Annotated in this window: 13 protein-coding genes; 2 read left to right on the plus strand and 11 right to left on the minus strand. The window is 43.7% G+C overall.

The window, feature by feature from the left end; translation table 11 throughout:
* Window positions 1-7: 7 nt before the first annotated feature.
* The 11 genes from D0T87_RS02585 to D0T87_RS02635 all read right to left on the minus strand — a co-directional run bounded on the left by D0T87_RS02585 (window position 8) and on the right by D0T87_RS02635 (window position 20538).
* A complete protein-coding gene (locus tag D0T87_RS02585; protein WP_163172551.1) occupies window positions 8-1645 on the minus strand; it encodes a glycoside hydrolase 43 family protein in 1638 nt (545 codons plus the stop codon).
* Between the two features lie 23 nt (window positions 1646-1668).
* Window positions 1669-4137 (minus strand): cellulase family glycosylhydrolase, encoded by a 2469-nt coding sequence (locus D0T87_RS02590; protein ID WP_203558590.1) that lies wholly within the window; start codon window positions 4135-4137, stop codon window positions 1669-1671.
* A gap of 26 nt (window positions 4138-4163) precedes the next feature.
* Window positions 4164-5198, minus strand: coding sequence for a DUF5627 domain-containing protein (locus D0T87_RS02595; RefSeq protein WP_239063433.1), 1035 nt, complete (start codon window positions 5196-5198; stop codon window positions 4164-4166).
* Between the two features lie 21 nt (window positions 5199-5219).
* Entirely contained in the window at window positions 5220-6983 is a 1764-nt protein-coding gene (locus D0T87_RS02600) for a RagB/SusD family nutrient uptake outer membrane protein (RefSeq protein WP_163172554.1), read from the minus strand.
* A gap of 19 nt (window positions 6984-7002) precedes the next feature.
* Window positions 7003-9828, minus strand: a complete 2826-nt coding sequence (locus D0T87_RS02605; protein ID WP_163172556.1) for a SusC/RagA family TonB-linked outer membrane protein — start codon at window positions 9826-9828, stop codon at window positions 7003-7005.
* 23 nt (window positions 9829-9851) lie between these two features.
* Window positions 9852-11741, minus strand: coding sequence for a RagB/SusD family nutrient uptake outer membrane protein (locus D0T87_RS02610; protein ID WP_163172558.1), 1890 nt, complete (start codon window positions 11739-11741; stop codon window positions 9852-9854).
* A 14-nt stretch (window positions 11742-11755) separates the two neighbouring features.
* Complete coding sequence (locus tag D0T87_RS02615; RefSeq protein WP_163172560.1) at window positions 11756-14869, minus strand: TonB-dependent receptor; 3114 nt, start codon at window positions 14867-14869, stop codon at window positions 11756-11758.
* Window positions 14870-14918: 49 nt separating this feature from the next.
* A complete protein-coding gene (locus tag D0T87_RS02620) occupies window positions 14919-16667 on the minus strand; it encodes a glycoside hydrolase family 43 protein (protein WP_163172562.1) in 1749 nt (582 codons plus the stop codon).
* A gap of 276 nt (window positions 16668-16943) precedes the next feature.
* A complete protein-coding gene (locus D0T87_RS02625; RefSeq protein ID WP_163172564.1) occupies window positions 16944-17912 on the minus strand; it encodes a glycoside hydrolase family 43 protein in 969 nt (322 codons plus the stop codon).
* A gap of 1 nt (window position 17913) precedes the next feature.
* Entirely contained in the window at window positions 17914-19077 is a 1164-nt protein-coding gene (locus D0T87_RS02630; RefSeq protein ID WP_163172566.1) for an endo-1,4-beta-xylanase, read from the minus strand.
* A gap of 45 nt (window positions 19078-19122) precedes the next feature.
* Window positions 19123-20538, minus strand: a complete 1416-nt coding sequence (locus D0T87_RS02635) for an MFS transporter (RefSeq protein ID WP_163172568.1) — start codon at window positions 20536-20538, stop codon at window positions 19123-19125.
* A gap of 473 nt (window positions 20539-21011) precedes the next feature.
* Here D0T87_RS02635 and D0T87_RS02640 point away from each other — a divergent pair, with 473 nt between their 5' ends.
* Complete coding sequence (locus D0T87_RS02640) at window positions 21012-21950, plus strand: family 43 glycosylhydrolase (RefSeq protein WP_163172570.1); 939 nt, start codon at window positions 21012-21014, stop codon at window positions 21948-21950.
* A gap of 38 nt (window positions 21951-21988) precedes the next feature.
* On the plus strand, window positions 21989-25855 hold the full coding sequence (locus D0T87_RS02645) for a two-component regulator propeller domain-containing protein (protein WP_163172572.1): 3867 nt from the start codon (window positions 21989-21991) through the stop codon (window positions 25853-25855).
* The last annotated feature ends 365 nt before the right edge of the window (window positions 25856-26220 follow it).

Below are 26220 nucleotides of genomic sequence, written 5' to 3' on the forward strand. Positions count from 1 at the left end.
ATGACGGTTACATCCTGCTGAACCGGAAGTAGTCAACATCCACATAGCCACCCGTCTGTTTAGTGGCGTAGTTGAAGATGGCAAAACGGTTACCCACGAAGTTCAACAAATCATACGTCATGGTCATTTCATTGCCTATTTCCACCCAAAGGCTTCCATTAAGCGAGTAGTAGAACTTGGCCTTGTTGGTGTCGAAGTTTGCCGTTACCCGCAGGTAAACACTAGTCTGACTAATAGGAATAGAAGTGCGTTCGGTCACGATACCATCCTGAACACCGTCACTCATGAAGAGGTGGTAACTTCCACCCTCTTTCTTCACACCCACCAGGCCTGATTGGTATTGCATCATGGAAAGTCCGGCCCGATCACCATCTTTCATTGCGGAGAAGTCCAGCGCAATGTCGCCACGGCAAGCCGGACCCATAGTGCGGCAGGTCAGCGTGTTACGGGCATGGAAATAGTCGGTGGCTATGTGCCCGGTGATTAGCCTCATATAGCCACTACGTGCCGAAAGGCTCCAGTGAGCGGCGCTTGGATTATGATTCCATTGCCACATCAGGTTCAGTTTGCCGGCATCGAAGTCATCGTTTTGTACTACCACAGGCCGACTATACTGGTTGCTGCCCGACGGAGCAGGTACATCGGTCTCCACTTCGCCAAGCTTGGTTCCAAAGATCGGCCAACCGTTTTCCCACTTGCAGGAAGTCAGCACAGGACAACGTCCCACTGGTCCCAAGTCAGTGAAGAACAGACCGTACCATTTGCCGTCGGGAGTATCTATTACGCAACCTTGCGACACACCGTCGCCTATGCCATTACTACCTCCTATTTTGCTACTCAGCACCATGCGGGCAGTGTATGGTCCGGCAATATTGTCGGCACGGAGGCAGACTACTGAACGTACGCTTCCACTGGGCCAGCACATCATGAAGATGTAGTAGCGTCCGTCGACCTTACGCACCTGATATCCCTCGCCTTCGTAGGCACCGGTAGAGAAGATATACTCGGTTGAACTGGCTGAAAGGTCAGGATTCAGCAATGTAATAGTCTCGGCGTGAGCGGCAAAGATATAAGCTTTGTCATCATCATCGAAGAAGAGCGAAGCGTCATAGAAGAGCCGATCCATGCGTTGTTCTATTTCCCACGGTCCGGCGGGATCAGTGGCAGAGGAAATATAGGAAGTGGCATTCGAGCCGAACCCCCAGGTGTTCCACAGGCAGTAGAACTTACCATTGTGGTAAGCCAGCGAGGAAGCCCATGATCCTTGCGAGTAGATGTCGTTGCGACCTATGTCGGGATCATTCTCGAAGTTAGCGGCAGGGCTTCCTTCCAGACGGTCGAACGCATAGCCCACTGTCTGCCAGTTGTTGAGGTCGGTACTGTGTAGAATGGCCGCACCGGGTACCAGGTGCATGGAGGTTGACACCATGTAGTAGTCATTGCCCACGCGCACTACCGAAGGATCGGGCACATCGGAATAAATAATCGGATTGCCGAACGTCACCGTGCTCTCTTCCAAATCCTCCATGGGAATAGGATCGGTGAAGGGCTCTTCGGGGTCGTCGTTCATTGCATTGTCTGTGCAAGCCCCAAAGGGCAGGCACAATAATGTTATTGCAAAAACTGTATATAATATCTTTTTCATATTGGCTTGATTATAGTGTGTTTTTAATTAGATTCATTCGCCACATACACGCGTTTGATGTAAATCGGATCGGGATCGCCAAAGGACCAGAAACCGACAATGTTGACCTTTGATGTATTCAGGAGGTTACCATTGGTCATCATCCAAGTGGCATTCAAGTCCACTATCAAGCGGTTGTTTGTCACTTCGTCTGCCATGGAGATTTCTACCTGACCGCCCCAATAGCCATTGTCGAAGAGGCGGAAGCTCCAACCGTTCTTATCATAGGCTGATCCTTCATTCAATTCTACTATCAGATAGCGATATTTGCTCAAGTCCCAGGATTCTCCTGTTGCTTCCAGCGTCCAACCTCCGAAGCCACATACGCCCGTTAACAGTTCGTGGGTATTCGGGTCGAATGTACCTAGTTCCCAAATGCTTGGATTAAGGTCGCTCAACGGGAACAGGTCTACGTCGACAGGATCGACAGGATCGATCGGATCAACAGGGTCTATAGGATCAACCGGTTCACCCGGTTCATCGGGTGGCACAGGCGGTGTATACGTATCTGTTGGTGCTGTCTGAGTGGTATAGATACGGTTAATGACTACGGCATTGTCTGCACCTCCGAATGTCCAGAATCCAATAATGTACAAATGCGACGGATCGACTTTGTCTCCATTCCCGTTCTTCATGTCGCGCAGGTCAATGACCAAGCGATAATCTTTCACGGGATATTCGGCAGCACTAGTCCAATAATTGTCAATGTCGAACAATCTGAACGAAGTTTCGCTATCCACATTCGTACCTTGGCTCAGTTCTACCACCAAGTAGTTTGAGGCTGACAGGTCGAGTCCGCTTGCGTATTGCCAGCCACCAAAGCCGTAAGGGGCAGTAATCAGACGGTGAGAAACTGTATTATAAGAAGCTACGTTTTCCGGATCCCAGATGTGCGGATTGAGTTCGTTCAAGTCAAAGCTGGAAGCCGTTACATGGAGCGTCAACTCTTTACTTTCGCCCTTATAAATATAAGTAATCGTAATATGGGTATCACCGTCGGCCAGTGCCGTCAGTCGTCCTTTTACTACCGGGAAAGTTTCCGAATTGGTGCTTACGTACGAACAACTGGCCGTTACCAGTTCTGTAGTTCCATCGCTGTACTTAGCCTGTACCAACAGGTATTTCTCAGAACCGGTAGAAAGTGTCAGTTCGTTGCCTGTTACATCCTTCACAGAAATCTCTACTAATGAACCGTGATCGACTGCACCTCCGGCATACTCCTTAAACCAATGGTAGATGGGCCATGGACAAGCCTCGGGATCATTAAGGAAGGTATAGTTGCCTTCCGTACCTGGTTCATCCTTGAACTCTGTCAGGTGTTGTTGCTCGGTAAATAACAACCAGGACACATTACCGCTGTTGTCGGTTATATATTTGAAGTTAGCACCGAAGCCGAATCCCCCAGCCGTTCCGGTGGTTCCTTTTCCCCAGGAACTGTTATAGCTAACAGGAGCCCAGTCCATTTCGGTCACCATGATGGGTGCGATATCCGACACGGGACCTACTTGTTTATCCCAACCTTGCTGGAAACTGGCATATCCGGTTCCGGTTGGTGTGCCTATGCCTTCACCACTATCCTGCTCGGCATCACTGCCGTACCATCCACAATAGCAGTGAACAGCATAACCCATGTTGCTGTCTTCTACTTTGTATGTAGCACATCCCTGGTAGAGTGACTGGTATCCCAAGCCAGGCAACCAAATGATGTTGTTGCAGCCATTCTCGCGGATACGGTCTACAATAGGTTGCAGAAATAGTTGCAAAGCCTCGAAATGAGCATTGGTAGAAGCACCCACTGTTCCATCCGTACCCACGATGTTCACCGGTTCGTTAGCCAATTCGAACATGATGTGCGAATTGTTCTTGATGCGAGGGTGGCTGGACACGGAGTCCCATACCTGTATTAGATAGTCGTTGTAATCATCGTTCACGGCAATGGTTTCCGGACATACACCCGGAGGGCGCATCACCACATAGCAACCACGTTCAATGGCATACTCAGCCATGGGAATGAACACAACATTAAGGTATTTCATAAACCGGTCTACATCAAAATAAATGTGAGCATTGGCTTCGTTGGGAGCACCCGGACTGGTCCAATGCGGGTCCATGTGCTGGCGGATGAAGTTCATCTTCCAACCGGCAGCTAGTACGCCATCAATACACTTCTGGTTATAGTTCAAACAAGCGTCAACATCGTAACCGCTCCATGCGCCATTATTAAAGTAGGGACTGTAAGTCTGCGCAAAGCCGTGCAGGTTAACTATATTTCCGGTGGCATCCTTTAGGTAACGTCCCTCCACGTGTAACACGGGCAGGTCGGCAGGTTCAAAGTCGGTAGGTCCTTCCAACTCCGGAGCTTCTAAATAAAACTCCCGGTCATTGTCCGTACAAGCGGCACAGCAAAGAATAACCGCTAACAGTAAGGTTGAGATAATGATATTGTGTTTCATAAATCTTTTCGGTTTTAAGAGAACTATCATTTGTATTCTGGTGTAAATTCTTCCTTCGTTACTCCTCGATAATGCACAACAAGTGTATCTAGCGTATGGCAGGTTAATTCCTTAAGTTCTACCGTATAATCCAGGTAAAGCACATTCCGGTCTTTACCACCCCAACTTTTCTTGTCACCTTTTTCTACAAACTGTCCGGTACCTGCAATGCTGTATTTGTCCGGTTCGGCAGAAGCCACCGTGCAGCGGCCTTCTTCATCGAAAGTAATCTCGGCTGTGTAAGGAATGTTGGTTCCTTCTTCATCCTTTGCATTGAGCGACAGTTTTACGGAACGATAGGCACTCGTGGTCAACATCACCGTCTCATCTTTTTCTACGTATTCGGCATGGCGTTTATTTGTTTTGATTAGACTCTCATATCCTGGAGCACCTGTTATTTCATCGATACCGCGACGCAGGTAATGGGCATGCCACGGATTAATGTATTTCACGCAGTAAAGCACGTAATCTTTGGGCTGTACATTCCAATCGCTCTGAATAAAACGATTTGGGCTTGTCAGACTGGATTGGCCGCGCAAAATAGAATCGGCACTTTCTACATGTGTCATACGCAAAGGGATGACGTAACGGTTTGTAATGGCATTCTTATCGTTAAAGAAGTTTTGAGTAAACTCCACCGTAACACCACCCGTGATTTCTCCCGACGGAACTTCCATTTGATCTGAAGAAAGATTGTAGTAGGTTACGGGCATGGCGTAAATCTTTTCGCCCGTTTCACTGAAGTATAAGTTCTCTACCATGGAGTTGTCCACGGCATAACGTATCACAATATTGTTAGAGTTCGAATAACCGCCTCCTGTAGTAGCCTTGATTACGCACTTATGCTCGTTGTCTATCCGGTTGTCCACCTGCGGGTCTTCACCTAAAACAAGGGTGCGAACCGGCGTCTGCGTAGCGAAATAGACCGTACGGTAATCAAAGTCGGGGAAATCAATGTCGCTGTTTTGACAAGCTGTCAGTGCCAGCACCAATGTGGCAAATATGTATTTAGTTCGTTTCATAATCATATTTATATAGTGTAATTACCAACCCGTATTCTGTTTCAAATTATCCCACTTCAGGATTTCACTGTAAGGGATGGGACCATAGTACATATAATCTTTATAGATGCGGTTCTCTATGTTGGAGTAGATCTGCACACCGTTTACTAGATTAGTACCACGGGCAGTTTCAGTCAAGTCCTCCAAAGACACTTTCCAACGACGCAAGTCCCAGAAACGGAAGCCTTCAAAGCACAGTTCCAGTCGACGCTCATTACGAATCAACTCGCGCATTTGGCTCTGGCTTTGCTTGCAGTCTTCCAAGTAAGGGTCACCGTTAGTGGTACCCACTCCGGCGCGGGTGCGGATAGCCTTGATGATATCGTATGCAGAATATCCATGCGTACCGGATCCCGTAGGTCCCCAAGCTTCATTGGCGGCTTCAGCATAATTGAGGAATATTTCTGTATATCGAATGTGCGGTACATAATGCTTCTGCTCATTGAGATACAGAGGCGATAAGTTAACATCTGTACGAAGCAACTTACGCATATAGTAACCAGTACGGGTAGATGTTTCGGTCTGGTTTACCCCGTCGTTACTGCTACTTCCCAAGGTATTGATTACACTATTCGAAGGTCCCATACGGTCACCATTGGCTACAATATAGAGTGTTAGGCGCGGATCGCGGTTACTCATAGGATTAGCACTTTCATAACTACCGCGACTATCCGATATTGGATAACCGTTCTTCATCGGAAAAGCATCTACCAGATTCTGTGTAGGATTTACCCGTCCTTTACCATAGAGCGTGGGTGGATAATTATCTTCTTCCAAGTTGCGGCTATTGCCAACACCTGTACGCCATAAAATCTCGCCTGGATTGTTACCTTCTGCCAGTCCATCTATTTCGGCACGGTTGTTGTACCAACTGTTTCCTGCCGAAGCCAAACCACTTACTCCACCAATACGGTTAAGCACTGTAGCAGCGGCATCTGCTGCTATGACCCATTTGTCTACATTGCTCTGTGTATTGAAAGCCGGACTGGCTTCCAAAAGAGTGGCACGTGTGCGCAGCCCTTCAATAATGCGGCGGGCGATACGCTGGCGTGAATAGGCACCAAAAACACGGTTATAATCACCGACGGTTACACCTTCATATCGGGCAGGTATTTCGGCTTCGGAACTTATATCCGTAAAGTCAAGCGGCAACAGTTCTTCGGCACGGTCGAAATCGCCGTACATCTGTTCTAAACATTGATCGAAAGTGACACGCATCACATTATGGTTGCTCTCAGGTGTTTGGCTCTCCGTATAAATAGGCACGCCCATCATTGTTCCGGTAGCCGTAGGGCCAGCATGTGCCTGTAAGAGATAGTACATGAATAGTCCGCGTAAAGCATAAGCTTCCCCTTTGGCTCGGTCATTGAACATTTCGCGCAGGGATTCATTGCTGTCCCACTTCACTTTGTCACTCTCTTCGAGCATTATGTTCATATACTGAATAGCCGCGTAACAAGTTGTCCACTTATCTACAGCATTGTTATTGGATGTCCACTCGCCTGTAGCCAGTTTGCGGTAGCCATTCGTAGCATCGTTGCTCACAGCATCATCGGTAGCCACATCGTTGAAACTCCAACTGCCGGTAGGAATACGGGTATAGCCGTTCATCAGAATACCAAGGGCGTAGTTTGCTTCTTCGTACATTTCTTCTTTCTCGCGGTAGTTTTCTTTGGCAGGATCCCACAAGTCGTCACAACTGGTTGCCAAAACCAACAAAGCGGAAAACAGGATTATTTTTTTCATCGTCATTTCTTGTTATTCGTTAGAACTGTATTTTTCCACCCAAATTGAAATAGCGGCATTGAGGGGTACCACCGATATTCATTTCCATCAGCTTGCGTTCTCCTGAAATGGTCAGGAGGTTATCGCTGCTGACATAGAGTTTCAATCCACGCACCCATCCATTACCCAGAACGTGTGTAGGGAAATCGTAGGTAAGCTGTATCTTGGCCAAATCGAAACGGTCGGATTTATAACGCCAGAAGTCACTGCTACGGAAGTTATTGTTTCCGCTCAAGGTAGTCAGACGCGGATAAGTGGCGGTGTTGGCAGTCTCAAAAGTCCAACGGTTCACTACCTCTTCGGAATACTTGCGATCTCCGTACACCCAATAATAGGTATTATCTTTCATGCCATACGTACCCGTGCTACCGGTGCCACGCAGAAAGAATGTCCAGTTTTTCCACTTGGCTGTAAGATTAATACCGTAAGAGAAAGGAGCGCCTCCCCATCCGGCATGGCCTAAATAAACTTCGTCTTTGCTATCGATGATGCCATCGCCATTCTGATCCACGTAACGGATATCACCCGGTTTCACCTCTCCGAAAGAAGAAGTAGCAGGAGCCCGGTCAATATCTTCCTGACAGTGGTACAGTCCGTCGCTCACCAAGCCCCAAAGTCCGTCGGTTGGTTTTCCAACCCGGTTCTGGTAGGCATCTTCATAATTCTCATCACGTTTGATAGCCTCCGTACTCAGAATGTTACCCGTTGCTCCCAATGTGAAGTTAACTTCACCAATCTTATGATTGTAGTTGACGGCAAAGTCGAAACCAGAACGGCGGTCTTCATTGTAGTTCACGTAAGGAAGGAATGAAGAACCGGGCCAATACGTTAGAAACCAGTTAGGATATTGCGAATTGAGTTGTATAGGCATTCCTGCCATTCGTTGGTAGAAATAGTTCAGATTGGCATCTATCTTTCCATTGAAGAAACTACCATCTAATCCGATGCTGAATTCTTTGCGCTTCACAAAGCCCAGATCCGGATTACTTCCACGACGGGATTCTGTAGCTTGAATGGAAGAGGCTCCGTCTTTCCAACTATACCAGGCACCTTCGGTTTGCGAATAATACCCTTTATACATATAGTAGTTTTCAAAGTCCAGATCGGTATGCAGAATACCCGCACCAACGGTTAGTTTCAGCTCATTTACGATCGGAGAATACTTCAACCACTCTTCTTGACTGAGCCTCCAACCTAAAGAGAAGGTGGGCGAAAATGCGTTTCGCTTCTTCGGAGCCATCTTGGCAGAGTGAACGGCAGCAGCCGTGAAATCGGCATAATACCGGTGTTTCCAGTTGTAAGTCAACTGCAGTCCCAGGTTGGCGTTGCTGATTTTGTGATACTTTCCATTATCGGTGCGCTGGTAGCCGGAGGCAAGCAACATTCCGCTTACGTTGTGCACATCGGCAAACGTACGGTTATAATTGAACTGAGCGGAAAAGGCCAGCGTTTGCTGATACCAACTGTTTTCCACATCCTGCGTACCGGTGCTACGATCTTCGTTGTATTTAGTTATTCCATCAATCATATTCACTCCGTTATATGTGTACCAATTTGGCTCGTATACAGCATACGTGTAAGCATAAGATTCGTTGTAACCGGAGGAATAGTCAATGGAGAAGCGCGTTTGGAAACTCAATCCTTTCAACCACTTTTCCAGGTCAAAATCCAACCCAACAGTCATTTCAAACTGGCGGGTAGTACCAACATTATAACCGCTGGCATAAACATCGGCAAAAGCATTGGTCGGATCCAATTGACTACCTCCCAACAGATACTTACCATCAATAAGGCGACTGCCGTTCAGGATAAGCGCTTGCAAACCACTGCTTTCCTCCACAGCACTAATCGGTATCAATGGCGAGAAACGGTTGGGGCGTAATGTTGCAGCCTGTCCCCAGAAGTCACCTTTGGCAAAGCGGTTAGTTGACAATATGGCGGTTGCATCTACTAATGCTGAAAGAACATCGTTGAATTTGAAATCTACATTTCCACGGACATTGAATCGTAGGTTACGTTCATTCTTGCCTTCTCCAAAGTTTAATAAGGTACTTTCGTGCGCAAGCCCTACGTTCGTATAAAAACGGGCACGCTCGGAGCCACCGCTTATTTCGGCTGTTACGTCGGAGTGGTTATAGGCCTTTTTCAGGTAATCGCTGCTGTAAAAATCAATGCTTGGGTAGCGGTAACTATCCGTAGCGGAGTAGTAATTCTGAATTTGCTGTGACGAATAGAGTTCATCCAATCCGTCATTACGGAGAGCTTCATTATAGAGCGTCATGTACTCCCATGAGTTTAGATATTGTGGATAGCGCTTCGGTACATAGAAACCCGTATTGGCTTGTATGTTGATTTCACGTTTGCCGGCCTGACCGCGTTTAGTGGTTATCAGGATAACCCCCTTTGCACCCCGGCTTCCGTAGAGGGCTACGGCATTGGCGCTTTTCAGGAACGTAACGCTTTCCACTTCGTTCGCTCTGACATCCGCGCCTGCATCACGGGGCACACCGTCAATCAACACCAGAGCACCTTGTCCCCAGATATTTCCGTTGTAACCTCCAGCCAGTGACTGAGCACCGTCAAGGGCGAATGTATTATAATCTTTCTCCAACAGGTCACGGACACTGTAGAAAGAGACACCACCCGACAAGTCCTGCTTCTCCACCTTACGGAAAGCCACATTTACTTGTTGAGGCTGGACGGTTAAGGTATCTACTCCTTCATCCTCTGGGGTCTGCGCCACTGCAGGTGTCATGATCGCGACTGCCACACTCAGGAGAAGAAATTTATGTGCTATATATTTCATTGTATTATACGTTTTATAAATGATTACCAACCGGGATTTTGGTCAAACTCCAGATAGATATTGGTATCGACGCGCTTCAAAGGTAACCAATAGTGTTTGGTGTTTAACTTACGTTCTACCACCACACGCTCGGTCAGATTAAGTACGGTATTATGTTCAGGATCGTCGGTGCTAAAACCTCCTGCACGATCAAAATCGATGGCTGTCTTGATTGTGTAAGGATACTCAGTTAAAAGTAACCAGCGACGCAAATCGTTAAAACGATGGCCTTCGTAAGCCAACTCTACGGCTCGTTCGCGGCGCACTTCGTTCATAAACATCTCTGTTGAAGTGAGATATTTGGTAGCTACGCGTCCTACTCCGGCACGGTCGCGCACCTGGTTGAGGGCTTCTGCGGCTGTCTTTCCAAATCCGGGAACGGAAGCGGTGGGCGAGTCATAACCGTTGGTTACAGCTTCGGCATACATCAAATAAATATCTGCCAAACGCATATAGCTGATGTTGATGAGATGGTCCTTTTCTTGTCCGCGATCATCGTTGTTGGTTGTATTGGGTACGAACTTGTACATCAGATAACCTGTACGGCTACCTACATAATCGTCACGATAACTACCTCCCGTGTAAAGGTTGGCATAACGATGGGCTTCACGGGTTTGAGTGGCGCCCTGCAGGCATTTCACGCCGTCATACACTATATCGTGGTAAAAACGAGGATCGCGATCTTTCCAAGGTTGACGAGGATCATATCCACTTTCGATATCCGTCTTAGTGCAATCGGGAATAGGAAGACCATTTGCCATACCATAATAATTAACGTAGTTGGCTGTAGGACAGAACATGTTGCTGGAACCGTCAAGCAATACACCAGGCGTGTATTGGTTACTTTGACTCCAATATGTTCCCCATGCCTGATATACGGGAGGCATAAAAATAGCTTCAGTACCTCCAGGTATCTTATAACCTTGATTCAGAGTATAGAAGATGTCTGAGTATTGACTGAAGTCCATCAAGCTATAATTGGCTTTGCCTCCTTCTGCTTTGCAAAGGAATAGCATTTCGGCAAAGGCTTCGGCAGCCTTCTTGCAATATTCTTTGTTGTATGTCTTCACACCAGTGCTTTCATAGTTCATCAACGGACTGCCTGCCCAGAGGTAGTTCTTGCCCAAATAGCCAAGTGCCATAATCTTATTTATTCGCTGACGATTCTTGCCTAACGTGTTCATGCCGACTATGGTATCATCCCAATCCAATGGCAGCAATACAGCTGCACGCCGGAAGTCATCGGCTGCCTTGTCGGCACACTCCTGATAACTCAGACGAGGCAGACGGACTGAACTAGGACTACTGCTCAACACGTGGTCAATATAGGGTAACCCGCCGAAAGATTGCATGAGCATGAAGTGGAACCATCCCCGGAAGAAATAGAGTTGTCCAGCAATCAAGTTATATTCCTCTTCAGTACAATTGATCATGTCATTGAGATGTTGCAAACCAATATTCGCTTTGCGGATGCCATACCACACCAAGGGCCACATACGTTTCTTCATACGATCATCTTCAGTGGTAAGACCTACCCCGTCCATCCAACAGGCTCCCCAGCCGTCGAACTCTTTTTGCCAACCCCAGAAGTCACCGTTATCTACCTTGTAACCCATGAACCAGGTAGAACCGGCTACACTGAGTTCGTCTTCTCCCCAGTTGTAATCGGATTGCCAGAAGGAACAGTTCATATTGGGAATACAATAATAGAGTTCCTCAGTAAATCCCTGGAAGTTATAAAAGTTCTTATAGACATCCTCCGGATTGACAATCGAATCTTCCGAACGATCCAGGTAGTCGGAACAAGCCGTTAGCGCTGTACCTGCCATCATGAAGGCGAAGCCATAAAGTATAGTTTTAATTGTTGCTTTCATATACATTCATCTTATTAAAGCGTGATTTTAAATCCCAGATTGAAACGTCTCACGGTAGGATATGCACCTTGTGAAGCCCATCCTGTACCGGCAGTGTTCGACTCGCGGTCGTCGGGCATACGACTCCAGAACCAAAGGTTGTTTCCGTTCAGGTAGACGCGCAATGAACCCACGCCCCATTTTTTCATTTTGTCGCCGGCAAAAGTATAAGCTACCTCTGCGTTCTTGAGGCGGATGTAGGAACCGTCGTACATGTAACGTGTACCATTCGACATACCATCAATGGTTGACGTCCAACGTGGCAATGAAGTTTCTGCATTCTGATTATCAGGGCTCCAGTAGCTGCCCTGGTTGTACGCATTGTTCAATTTACCGGAGAAGCTTGTCAGCACCACCTGACGGGTAACGTTGGTTACACCGTAAAACTGCACAAAGAAACTAAAGCCCTTCCAGTCGAAACCGACAGTGGCGTTGTAGGTATTCTGCGGATTACCGCTATATCCGTAAGGTACGTTGTCGTTGGTATCGATAACTCCGTCACCATTATAGTCCACGATAATCTGGTCACCCGGTAATCTCTGGCTGTCCGTTGTATTCAGTTGGGGACTGGAATATACATCGTCCCAGGTATTCATATAACCATGGTCTATGTAAGAGTAGGCTTGCCCAATAGGTTTCCCTTCGAGCTTCTGATACCAAGGAAGGAGTTCGGCATCATCACGCTCTAAGATTTTATCTTTGGCATGTGTCATGTTCATATCTGCCCATACACGCCAGTTCTTTCCGATGTTCTTGTTGAACTTTACCGACAATTCATAACCGGTGGCACGCACTTTACCTAAGTTTGCCCAAGGAGCAGTCATACCGTAGAAAGAGGGTATAGCACGATCCGTGCCACTAACCAGAATTTCGGTACGGGTATTACGGAACACATCTAATGAACCGGTTATCAATCCTTCAAGGAAAGCAAAGTCGGTACCGAAGTTCAGTTTTGTAGAGGTTTCCCAATGGATATTCGTGTTACCCATCACGGTAGGACGATACCATGTATAAGGACTGGTTTCGTCGGCCACGCTTCCCAGTTTGGCATTGCCCCCATAAGCCCATTGGCTCATATATAGCCAACGCTCGCCTACGTTATCATCACCGATTTTACCGTAAGAAACACGTAGTTTCAGCATATCCATAAACTTCAACGGTTTCATGAATTTCTCTTCGCTCACCATCCAGCCAACAGCACCGGAGGGAAAGAAAGCAAAACGGTTGTCACTGGAGAACTTCTCGGAACCGTTATAGGCACCATTAACTTCCAGGAAATAACGCTGTGCATAGTTATAAGTGGCACGGAATGCCCAGTCTTCACGGTAATGCGGTATCTCGCTTCCGGTTGTATATTTCTCACGGCTAAATAGCCCCATGGCACCGAGGTCATGATTGCCGAACTTACGGGCCCAGTTTAACTGGAACTGGTAATAGATGCGGCGATAGGTCGCTCTATTATCCATTTCTCCACCATTCGTACCCCATTTCTTACTCTCCTGAAATTCAAATTGAGTGTTGGAATCTGTTCCTTCTTTGTAGTACACCTGACCGGTTTTCGGGTCTATCCATTTCCGTTGCGCATTATTATAAAGGTCGTTCACACCGCGTTTGCGTTCCAGGAAGGTGTTATCCAGAGAGAACAGCCCGCGTACGGAAAGCCCTTTAACGAACTTACTTAAATCCTGTTCCAGGGTAAAGTCTGTATTAATACGGGTGGTGGTACGTTCTTCGGCACCACTCAAGGCTACGGAGTATACGGAGTTGGAAGCACCCACTTCGTCTCTCGGATAGTAACCATACGAACCGTCGCTGTAGATGGGAAGCATGGCATCGGGCGGTGTACCGTAAGCGGAAATCCATGCTCCGTAATCGTTGTCACTATAATCCCAAGGTGTCTTTTTCACCCCATAGGAACCGGATAGGCTAACCTTGAACATCGTTGTATTTGTTAAACTGAAATCCAGATTGGAGCGTCCGTTGATACGGTTATAACCGAACCCTGCCTGATAGCCGCGACCGTTGTTGAACTCACGGAATAAGTCGCCTTCGCCCAGGTAATCGACAGAAGCGAAATACTTCACAAAAGAAGTACCACCCGATATGTTCACATTGGCATTATAGCTCATTGCATAGTTTTTAAACAATTCGTCTACCCAATCCACATTTGGATAGCGTTCGGCTTCCTCTACACTGGCAGGGTTACGATACTTATCCAGAATATCCAACGGTATATAGTCGCTCCACGATTCCGGTGTCAGCCCCAGTTCATGTTCGATGATTCGGTTGCGTAACAGGAGTGCTTCATAAGAGTCTTTTTTACTTGGTAAGCGGGAAGGTACTTTAGCCGTAGCACTGAAGTTTATGTCTACCCTTGCCGCGCCTTCTTGACCGCGCTTTGTTGTAATCAGGATAACGCCATTGGCACCCTTCACACCATATACGGCTGTGGCAGAGGCATCTTTCAACACAGAGATGGATTGTACAGAACTAATGTCCACCGAGCTCATGGGACGTTCTATACCGTCGACCAGAATCAATGGAGAACTACTGTTCCATGAGCTGGCTCCACGAATGATGATTTCGGGATCTTCATCGCCCGGCATACCGGTGGAGTTCATCGTAGATACACCCGGCAAATTACCCGTTAGGGCGGCACCCACACTGGATACCCCTCCGGCACGTTCAAGTACCTTACCCGTGGTCTGGGAAATGGCGCCTACTACAGAAGCCTTCTTCTGTTGCCCGTAACCTACCACCACTACTTCTTCCAATTGCTCAGAGTCGCTTGTTAAGGCTATTTTCAACGCTTTGTCTGTAGCCGTTACTTTCCGTTCATGGGGTTTCATTCCGATGAATGAGACCACCAGTGTAGAGCCTACCGGAACTTGTATCGTAAACTGTCCGTCAATGTTGGTAATCGTACCTATAGACGTATTACCTTTCCAAATGACGTTTGCTCCGATTATAGCTTCACCGGTTTCATCTACTACTGTACCTTTCACCGTCACCGTATTCTGTGCTATACCGAGCAGGTAACAGAATGAGAATAGGGAGAGGAGCAGCAATCGTCTAATGTGATTTCTCATTTGATTTAAGATTTTATATGATTTCTTTTGTTATCTCAGCGTGAAAAGCTTAGTTGTTCTTCATGGCATACATGCCTATAGTAGTACCTGTGAATCCACCGGTTTGCGCTGTGGACAGGTATCCGGCATCGATATTCTCGCAAAGCATTTTCCATTTGTCTGCTTCGGTTGCATAATAGAAATCGAAAGACAGGCCTCTCGAAACAACCTTGAATTGTATTGAGGCATTTTTACCATCTATTACGTCTTTTGCCAGGAATTCACTTCCTGTGTCACTAATTTTTTCAAGACTAACCGTTCTTTGTTCATTGGTATCATTGACTGACAGAAAGTATTGATGGGTATCATCTTTATATAGAAGTACGCCTGCCTGATCTTTCTCATCTGCCGGGTCGAAGTACATCTTCGTAACGCACTCAAATTTATGGTGTTGCACACGGCGTGCTACAAATGCAGGGGTTTTCTTCTCACTTGCCTGAATATCTGAACATTTAAGGGTAAGACATCCGACGTTATCTGTTAGCGAATACAGATCGGTGGCCGGTGCTCTCAGTGTAATCCATTCCATACCCAATGTAGAAGCATTGAAGTGATCGTTCCGTTCAAAGTTTCCAAAGGTAGTGTTTTCGGCTCTTGTTACGCCTTTCCTTTTCAAAATCATAGGTATAAGATCCTCTCCTTGTGTCATATATGGAAAACCATCTCCACTCCATTTCACTGGAATGATAAAGGTTTCACGCCCCAGGTTTTCGAATTGGTTATTGATTGGGCGACACGCCAGAAACACAGCCCACCAATCGCCTTCTTTGGTTTGAATCAAGTCGGCATGTCCGGCACAAGTGATGGGATTAGGACGATCGGCTGGCAAATATTTCTGAGTAAGAATGGGGTTCTTGTCCCAAGGCGTAAAAACTCCCATTGGGCTATCTCCGGAGAAGATTACCTCACGATGATCGGGACCTGTACCACCTTCTGCTGCCATTAAGAAGTATTTACCATTGATCTTGTACATGTGAGGGCCTTCAATCCAGATGGGCTTTTCCGCTAGATTCACGCCACCGTTAACAAGCATCTTCCAATCGCCAATGGTTTTATCTGTAGCCGGATCAAATTCACGAATACGAATAGAGCGATGCCCATCGTACAATTCCTTTCCATCCATACCATCGTTATTTACAATGTACGCACGACCGTCTTCGTCGAAGAAGAAGGAAGGGTCAATACCTCCAACCTCGGGCAAGTAGATGGGCTCCGACCAACTTCCGAACGGATCCTGGGTTTTAACGAAGAAGTTACCGGCACCGACGTTGGTCGTAATCATGTAATAGGTTTTGTTGTGGGGATTGTAGCTGATGGCAGGAGCAAATATGCCTCCACTTGTGCCTTGTCCCTGGAAGTTTGCCAACTGGGAAGGACGGTCGAGTACATGCCCCACTTGTGTCCAGTTAATCAGGTCTTTGCTATGAAACAAAGGAACTCCGGGATAATACACGAAGGTGGAAGTTACCAGGAAGTAGTCTTCTCCGTTGGAACAAACACTGGGGTCGGAGTACCAACCAGGAAGAATAGCGTTATAAAAAGAGCTCTCGTCCGTCAGATTATTATCTTTGTAATAATCATCTTCTCCTTTATAATTAAAGTAGTCGAAAGCGGCTACGGATTTGCCTATCAAAACCGGCGGTGTAGCGACTGCATCTTTTTTTTCTTTAACCCATCCCTCATTGAAAGAGCAACTACTAAGCGAATTGCCGATTAGTAATAAAAGAGATAGCAGGTAAGAAATCATTCTTTTATTCATTGTCATTTTAGTATTTAAATAATTATCGTTGATTTTTTTTCAACTGCAAACATTATGTATTGAATTTATTCCTTTTGATAAATGATTTTGGACTTAATTTATTATATCTCTGTGCTAACAAATATATTTAAAATTCACATATTAATAATTTTAATGTAGTAACAAGTATTTTTTGAATATTACATATAAAGTAATCTGTCTGTATTTTTTACATTATATGAAATATTGGTAAATCCCCGATAATAAATGGAGACTACACCTTCTCAATACTAATCTTTATATCCTTCCTTCTATCGTTTTTATTTTCCCGTTTTCTTCGTATTCAAGTTCTACGACTTTCAAACTGCGTAGCCATGTTTTTCCTTCGGAGGGCACACAGTCATGATGAAATAAATACCATTTTTTGTTGAATTCTACAATAGCATGGTGTGTTGTCCAGCCAACAACAGGAGTTAATATAACTCCCTGATAAGTGAATGGTCCGTAGGGATTATCACCGATGGCGTAACAGATTAAATGGGTATCTCCTGTAGAGTAGGAAAAGTAGTATTTTTCTTGATATTTGTGCATCCAGGATGCTTCAAAAAAACGACGTTCTGTATCTCCGGCTTTTAATGGTATTCCATTCTCATCCAAAATGAAAATATCTCGCGGTTCTTCGGCAAATTCGAACATATTCTCCTGTAAGCGGGCAACTTTAGGACAAAGTGCCAGTTCATCACCTTCTGGGAATATTGCCGATTCCAGTGCTTTGTTATTCCGATAGCGCTGTAATTGTCCGCCCCAAATACCACCAAAGTACATGTAGTATTCATCATTTTCTTTCCACACAGCTGGGTCAATGCTATAGCTTCCTTTTATAGGGTCGGGGTTGGGAACGAAAGGGCCTTCGGGTTTATCGCTAATTGCTACACCTATACGGAATATGTCATTCTTGTCTTTTAGCGGGAAGTACATATAATACTTTCTGTTCCGGTAGGCAACATCACAATCCCAGAGTTGTCGGCCTGCCCACGGAATATCTTCTGTTCTTAAAACAACACCATGATCGGTAATATTTCCATTTTCCACATTGTCCATGGAATACACATGGTAGTCTTTCATGTTGAAATGGTCGCCGTTGTCGTTTTCTGGAATACCACTTTCCCAATCATGAGATGGGTAAATGAATAATTTACCGTTAAACACATGAACGGAAGGGTCGGCCATATAATCATTGGGTACTAAATATCGAGGTACTTTCATTTTAATTTGTTTTTAAAGCGGTGAGTTCGCTGTTTGTTAATGCAGAGAATTTGGAAACGATTGGTTTGGGATTATAATCCCTGTCGAATAGTAGTGGATAGTCTACACGGTCTTTAATGGGAAAGTCATTTTTCCATGAAGTAGCATCGCTCAACCCCCACAAGGTTACCCTGTCTATTTTATCGTGGTGTTTCAGGAATAGTTTAAAGAAATCCATATATCTCGCTTCCCATTGCTGCTCCATGTTTTCAGTCAGACCAGCAGGGTATGGATTCATTTGTTCCTGATAATCTATAGCATCGGAAATATTGGCTCCGACATTTTCCCAGGGACTTGGCAACACACTTAAATCCAACTCTGTAACCATGACTTTCATTCCCAGACCTGCGTATGCCAGAATGCTTTTCTCAAAATCGTTGATGGAGGGTCCGTACATGTCGACATGCCCTTGCATGCCGATGCCATCAATCCGGATGCCTTGTTCCTGTAATGATTTTACCATCTGGACAACAGTTGCGCGTCTGCCGTCAAGAGCCATTGAATAGTCATTGTAGTATAATTCTGCATCAGGATCGGCTTCGTGTGCAAATTGGAATGCCAACTTAATGAAATCTTTACCAATTATTTGATAGAATTTACTTTTGCGCCATTCTCCATTGTCTTCAATAGCTTCGTTTACCACATCCCAACCTTTTACTCTGCCTTTATATCGACCTACCACGGTATGGATATGATTTTTCATGCGTTGAGTAAGTACTTCGGCAGAAACGTCGTTACCTTCCTTATCTCTGAAAAACCAACCTGGGGCTTGCGAATGCCAGATAAGGGTATGACCAATAATATGCATATTGTTTTTTTCTCCAAATCCGATGAATTTATCTGCATCATTGAAAAAGAATTCTCCCTCTTTGGGTTGAAGGAACATACTTTTCATACAGTTTTCAGCAACTATAGAATTGAAATGCGTAGCAATTGCTTCGCTAGCTTTCGTATTGAAACCCATAAATTCTTGCTTGTTCAATGCAACTCCTATATGAAATTTGTTTTTGAATGTTTCCTTTAAAACTGACACTTGTGCTTGCTTATCATCAGTTTTTAGATTCTTACAGGAAGCAAGAACACATATAAGGCAGATAGCTAATAAATAATAGGTGTTTTTCTTCATAAGTTTTAATTTTCTTCAATATGGTAATTAATTATAATCTGGTGTTTATTGGTTCAGATGTCTTCCTTCAATCTCTCTATTTATTTTGTCTATAACATCATCTTCCAACTCATATTTGGAGATAATAAACATGGCCAACAATAGTAATACTGCGGGTATAACTGCTACAAGCCATAAAATTCCTTGTTCTACAAATGCCGTTTGCGTCAGGGCATTTTTTTCGTCGAAACCGACAAAAGCAAGTACAAATCCGGGGACCACTCCTCCTAGAGCCATGCCTGCTTTAAAGAAAATACCAGTCAAGGCATTTACTATGCCCGAAATTCTGCGTCCGGTTGTATGTTCACTAAAGGATATTACTTCCGGAACCAGTGCCCACATATAGCCTGTGGCAACTATGATGCCTGTAGATTTTACAAATTGAGCTACTAATACCAGCCATATTTGAGATTTAAGTGCGGATATCATTGAAATGGCATAAAAGAGAATCATTCCTGCAATGGCTATGGACAGGAATACATAAAACATTTGTTTTTTACCGATTGCTCGTTTTATGGCAGGTACCATGGGCATAAATATAAATGCCGGTATTGAGCCGAGTGCGGCAAAATAAGGTAGCATATCCGGTGCCTGTACGTTGTAAATCATGTAATACGACCCTGCTGAATTTCCTATGGCTAACATTGCGAAAGCGGTAATAAAGAAGAAGGCCAGAACACGCAGTGGGCGGTTGCGTTTAAACTCAATCCACAAATCGGATACTTTTACTTCCGACGTATCCTGTTCGTCCATAACCACCCGCTCTTTGGTTTGTGTATAGCAAAAGATTAAGAGAATCAAACCTGTGACAGCATAAATGCTCATCGTGATGAACCAAGCATTTCCGGATTCGGCAGAGTTTATCTTTCCGTCGGGAGAGAGCATTCGCACCATAACAGGTATACCGTAAGCTACGGCCAATCCACCAAGATTGGCTAGAAACATACGAACGGAGGTGAGCTTGGTTATTTCATCTGTATCGCGCGTGAGTGATGCATTCAATGCTCCATAAGGTACATTAATCAATGTGTAACACATGGATAAGCCTACGTAGGTAATATAAGCATAAAGTAAAGAACCCGAAAATCCATCCCAAAAGCAAAGAATGGCAAATCCGGTAAGCGGTATGCCGCCGAGTACCAGGTACGAACGATATTTACCAAGTTTGGGGTTGTGCTTATCTACAAATGCACCAACGAGAGGATCCCAGACGACATCGACCAGACGGACGATCAAGAACATAATGGCTGCTGATTTCGAAGGAAGTCCGAAAACATTGGTATAAAAGATTAGCAGGTATATGCTTACTGTTTGATAAATGAGATTCTGCGCCAAATCGCCCGAACCAAAACCGACACGTTGTAGCCATGACAATTTATAGAATCCTTTTTGCTCAGAATTTCTTTGTGTAGTTGGTTTCATTGAGATGTTTCTCCTATGTATTGGTTAAGCCACAAAGTTACGGATGGGTGGGATGTAGGGTTTTATATTTTGGATATTAGATTTTCATTTTTAGATAATTCCTAAGGATAGCCTATTCTGAAAGGGTTTTGTTTTAGCATATTTACTTAAATTCTAAACTAAAGTATCTGTATTCTAAAAAGATAAAACTTATTCAGCCACATCTTTGTGATACACTTTATTCAAAGAAAATTAAGGTTTTCTTATATAAAATCAAATATAGATAGCTTTGTTAATATAATGAGAACATTGAATAAGCTTCTTATAGGTGATGCTTTAGGTGTTTGGACTAACTCCTAGCAATCCAAACGGTTGCCAAATCTGAATTCGTTTTTTATGAGAAAAGGTGTCGGAGATTTGAGGTGAAAGGCTTTTGTTGATATATCCATTCGACCTGATGGAAGATTTGCATGTGTTTCAAAATAAATAAAAAAATGAATCTGAAAAAGTATGGCTGCTTAATCGTTTTAGTTGGATTGATGTTGTGTTCCTGCAATGCGCAAAGTACAAGTAAGGGTGGAATAAAAGTGTCTAAAGGAAATTCGTCTGCAGTTTTCGACTATTTCCATTATACAAGGGAAGATGATTATTATAATGAAGACCCACTGACGGCTGCAAATCAGTTCTTTAATCCGATTCTGCCCGGATGGTATTCCGATCCAAGTATTTGCAGTAATGGAGAAGATTATTTTCTTGTCACCTCTACATTAGTTTATTATCCTGGGGTACCTATATTTCATAGCAAAGACCTAGTTAACTGGACACAAGTGGGGCATGTACTCGACCGTCCTTCCCAGTTGGCAAACTTCCAGGGACAAGGCACAGGTGGAGGCATATTTGCTCCTGCCATCAGTTACAATCCCCACAACAAAACCTATTACATGATTACGACCAACGTCGGTGCCGGTAACTTCTTCGTTAAAACCCAGGATCTGTTCGGAAGTTGGTCGGAGCCCATCCACTTGCCCGAGGTTGGAGGTATTGACCCTTCTTTCTTCTTCGACGAAGACGGTCGCGCGTACATTGTAAATAACGATGGTATGGTTGGAAAGGAATCGCTAGCAGATAACATCGGATGTCTTACCCTTAAATGTTCAGATATTCAGGCAAGTGAGAAGAAAACCCCTGCATTTGTAGCACGCCGTGTACAGCATTATAAGTTTAGTAGTGTTACCCGTATATGTTTTCAACTTCAAAAGGATTCCCAGAAAGCAGGAATGTTATTGTTTAAAGATGAAGAACATCAGTATTTTCTTTCTATGAAACAAACCGAAAAAGACTATAGTATTTCGCTGGCTCAAATATCTGATAGTCTCTCAGGATTTTTGCTTCGAGAGATTGTTGTTTATTTAATAGTTTCACTATATTTGTAATAGGGTTATCACTTTAAATGCAGTTTCCTTTAAATGCAATGAAATTACTATTAACAATACTACTATCCTTTGTTTCTGGGGTAAGTATCTATTCTTCGAATGCAAAGTTTTATAGCATAAATTCAATCTATGGAATCTCTATGCGTGAGGTGAGCAGTGTATGCAAAGATGATAATGGATTTATTTGGGCATCTTCCAAAAATGGTGTATTGCGAATAACAGAAGGTAATTACCGTATCTATCAACTCCCATATATTTCAGCCAATGTTCTCTCTGTTAAAGTAATATATTCCAAAGGCCGGTTAATTGCTTTTACAAATAATGGACAACTGTTTATTTATAACGAGTTGTACGACCGTTTCGATGTATATCTTGATTTACGCGTACCAACCGATAATCTTTATATAACTGTTGAAAAAATTGTTACTGATCATGAACAAGCTCTGTGGATAGCTTCTTCGGCTGGTTTGTATCAATACAAAAATGAACAACTTCATGCAGTGAAGGAATTATCCAAAGAAACCTATTCCATTGATTGGTATGATAAAGACCATCTTTTTGCTGCTACCGAAGACGGGTTATATCTGCTTAATATTCACACATTGGATCAAAAAAGGATGTATAGGATTAACAACCACAATATCCGTTTTTCAACTATCTATTACGATAAAAGTATAGCACGTTTATGGGTAGGAACCCTTTTTGATGGACTGTATTATTATGATTTGAATAAGAATCAGCTCGAAGGCACTTCAATCAAAGATTTTCCGAAGCAACCGATTGGGGTTATAGAGGCAAATACCGATTCCACTTTACTTGTAGGCATTGACGGACAAGGAATCTGGGAGATAAACAGAAACGGAGATTCAGTTTTGAATATCTACAAAGAAGATGGCGATAATCCATCGTCGTTATGTGGTGATGGAGTGTATGATGTATTTTGTGACGACAAGAAAAGAATTTGGGTGGCCACATATAGCGGTGGATTATCTTACTTCGATCAGGAATCGCCATTGGTCAGTCAAATTACTCACCAGATAAATAATCCTTATTCGTTGGGCAATAACAACGTGAATAATGTCCTCGAAGATAGTAGAGGGAATATCTGGTTTGCAACGAATAATGGTATTAGTCGATGGAAAGTGTCCACCAATCAGTGGGACACCTATTACAAAAACACCTACGAACAGGCTCAGGTGTTTCATGCCTTGTGTGAAGATGATCAAGGCAATATTTGGGCAGGCACCTATTCATCTGGTTTGTATATATTGGACGGGGAAAATGGAAAAGAGTTGGCCCATCATTCTCCACACACAGATTCCGAATCGGCAGGAAAGTTTATTTTCGATATATTCAAAGATAGCGAAGGCGATATTTGGCTAGGGAGTGTTCGCGGGTATCTTGCCTGTTATGTGTCTAAAGAAAAACGCTTTCGTCTATATCCGGGGCAACCCGTTCGTTCTTTTGCTGAATTATCATCTGGAAAAATGCTTTTGGCCTGCTCGTATGCTTTATTGTTGTTCGATAAGCAAACCGAAACTATAGACTACCTAGCCGACCATCTCACACAGGATATATTGATAACCGACAGCATAATCTGGATAGGGACAGGAGGTGATGGCCTAATTCGTTATAATTACTCTGACCGTACAAGCCGGAAAATAACGACTGAAGACGGGCTTCCTTCGAACTTTGTGAACAGTATCTTGTATACTGATGGTCATTTATGGCTTGGTACCGAAGGCGGATTGTGTCGTTATAATCCTGCTACCAGTGCAATAGACGTATACTCTTCTATTTTTGCATTGTCCAGCATATCGTTCAACATAAACGCAAGTACAAAGTTGAAGAATGGAGAAATGGTATGGGGTACAAATAATGGAGCAGTAATGTTCAATCCCAATGTACTTCATCATGCACAACTTAATGGACGAATATTCTTACAGGATATTTATATCTCAGGTCGTTCCATAAAAGAAAATTCAGATATTCTGCGTGATATTCCGGTAGATAAGCAAACCGAATTCTCATTGAAGCATAATCAGAATAACATTGCGATAGAACTATTGCCTATTGGGGTATCATCTTCTGCCAGTAAATTTTCGTGGAAGATGGAGGGACTTGATCAGGATTGGACATCTCCATCTAACCTTAAACTTATTAATTATACGAATATACCCAGTGGAAACTTTCGTCTCATGGTGCGAATGTATAATAATTCGCTTTCGCAGATTGTAGACGAACGTATGTTATATGTTCACATTATTCCTCCCTATTGGCAGACTTGGTGGTTCCGTATTATTGTATTTTTCATTTTAGCAAGCATCGCGTATTTCTCATTGAAATTTTATATTAACCGTTTGAAACAACTCCATGCAGAAGATAAAATTCGCTTTTTCACCAATACAGCGCATGATATTCGCACTTCATTAACATTAATCAATGCTCCGATAGAAGAATTGAACAAAGAGGAAACCTTATCGAACAGAGGACGATATTATTTGGATTTGGCTACGGAACAGTCTGGACGGTTATCTTTTGTTGCCACCCAATTGCTTGATTTCCAGAAAGTAGATATTGGGAAAGGACAATTGTTTTTAGTGATGGCTGATGTTGTAAATCTGGTATGTCGACGAAAAACAATGTTCGAATCAGCAGCCGGACGGAAGAATGTGCGGTTGGAGTTTACATCCAATCAGGAACATTTTGTAACAGCAGTTGATGAGATTAAAATGGAAAAGGTGATCGATAATCTAATATCTAATGCCATCAAATACTCTCATCCCGATGGTAATGTGGAGATCAAACTCCTATGCAATACGAAGGAATGGGTGTTAGAAGTAAAAGATTACGGCTTAGGTATTTCTGAAAATGCTAAAAAGAAACTATTCCGGGAGTTTTATAGGGGTGATAATATTGTAAACTCTAAAATGGTAGGCTCTGGAATCGGATTGCTGTTGGTAAAGAACTATGTAAATATGCATCAGGGACATGTCTTCCTGGAGAGTAAAGAAAATGAAGGTGCGTCATTCTGCATTACAATTCCTTATAAGGAAGTTGCTGACGCGTTATCTTCATCTACAGATAGTACTCCTATAATTTTTACGGCTACGGATTATCCCTCTGATGTAACAGACATAAATTCTCTTGCCGGAACACATGCGCATATACTGATAGTTGAAGACAATAACGACTTACAGAATTTCCTGAAGGTATCTCTTCAGGAACGATACAGAATATCCATTGCCAATGATGGTGTTGAGGCCTGGGATTTGATCCGACAGGAAGCACCCGATCTTATTATTTCTGATATAATGATGCCTCACATGGATGGATTCGAACTATGCCGCTTAATAAAGTCTACGTTTGAAACATCACATATCCCGGTAATATTACTGACAGCTCTTTCTGAAAAGGTTCACCTGTTGGAAGGACTAGGCTTAGGGGCAGAAGACTATATAACAAAACCTTTTGATATGGCTATCTTATCTCAACGGATAACCTCTATCATCAAAAACCGGGAGGCGGTTCGTAATAAGGTGCTTGGGCGGGTTGAACAATCCGATAGTAAACAGCCTATTTTTTCCAATAAACTTAACGACCAATTTGTTAAAAAAGCATTGGAGGTAATACAACATAATATGGACAATACTGATTTCGGAAAAGACGAATTTGCATCCTCCATGAATGTAAGCACTTCACTTTTATATAAGAAGATCAAATCATTAACAGGTCAGTCTCCAGTTGACTTTATAAAAACCATTCGCTTGAACCATGCGCTAGAACTGCTCAAGTCGCGTCAATATACGATTACCGAAGTTAGCGAATATTGCGGCTTCTCAAGTATCAGTTATTTTAGCACAGTTTTTAAGAAGCATTTTGGTAAACCACCGACAGAGATTTAAAGTGAAGAAGATAAATTTTCCTTATTTTTGGAGATATACCTAAAATTTAAAACTTGATACCTAAAATCAAAACTGCTTAGTGGGCTTATTGCTTAATTTTGTATATCAATAGGTATTTCTCATATAGGTGCTTTTCATAACCTATTTAGGCATAGGAAGTCGGGCGTATTCAAGTGCCAGCTTTTTATGCCTTTTTTTTGCCATTATTGCCTAACACTGCGTACAGCTTGTTTCTATTGGTGCGATCAAAGGGGTGAATGATTTACTAAAAATCTCCACCCCTTAATTGTAAATCTGATGATTTTTGTCAAAGCTCTGAAGTATGTAAACCTCCAATGGTATTTCTATGGTACACTATTGATGAT

Source organism: Bacteroides sp. 51 (assembly GCF_010500965.1).
Classification (GTDB): Bacteria; Bacteroidota; Bacteroidia; order Bacteroidales; family Bacteroidaceae; genus Bacteroides.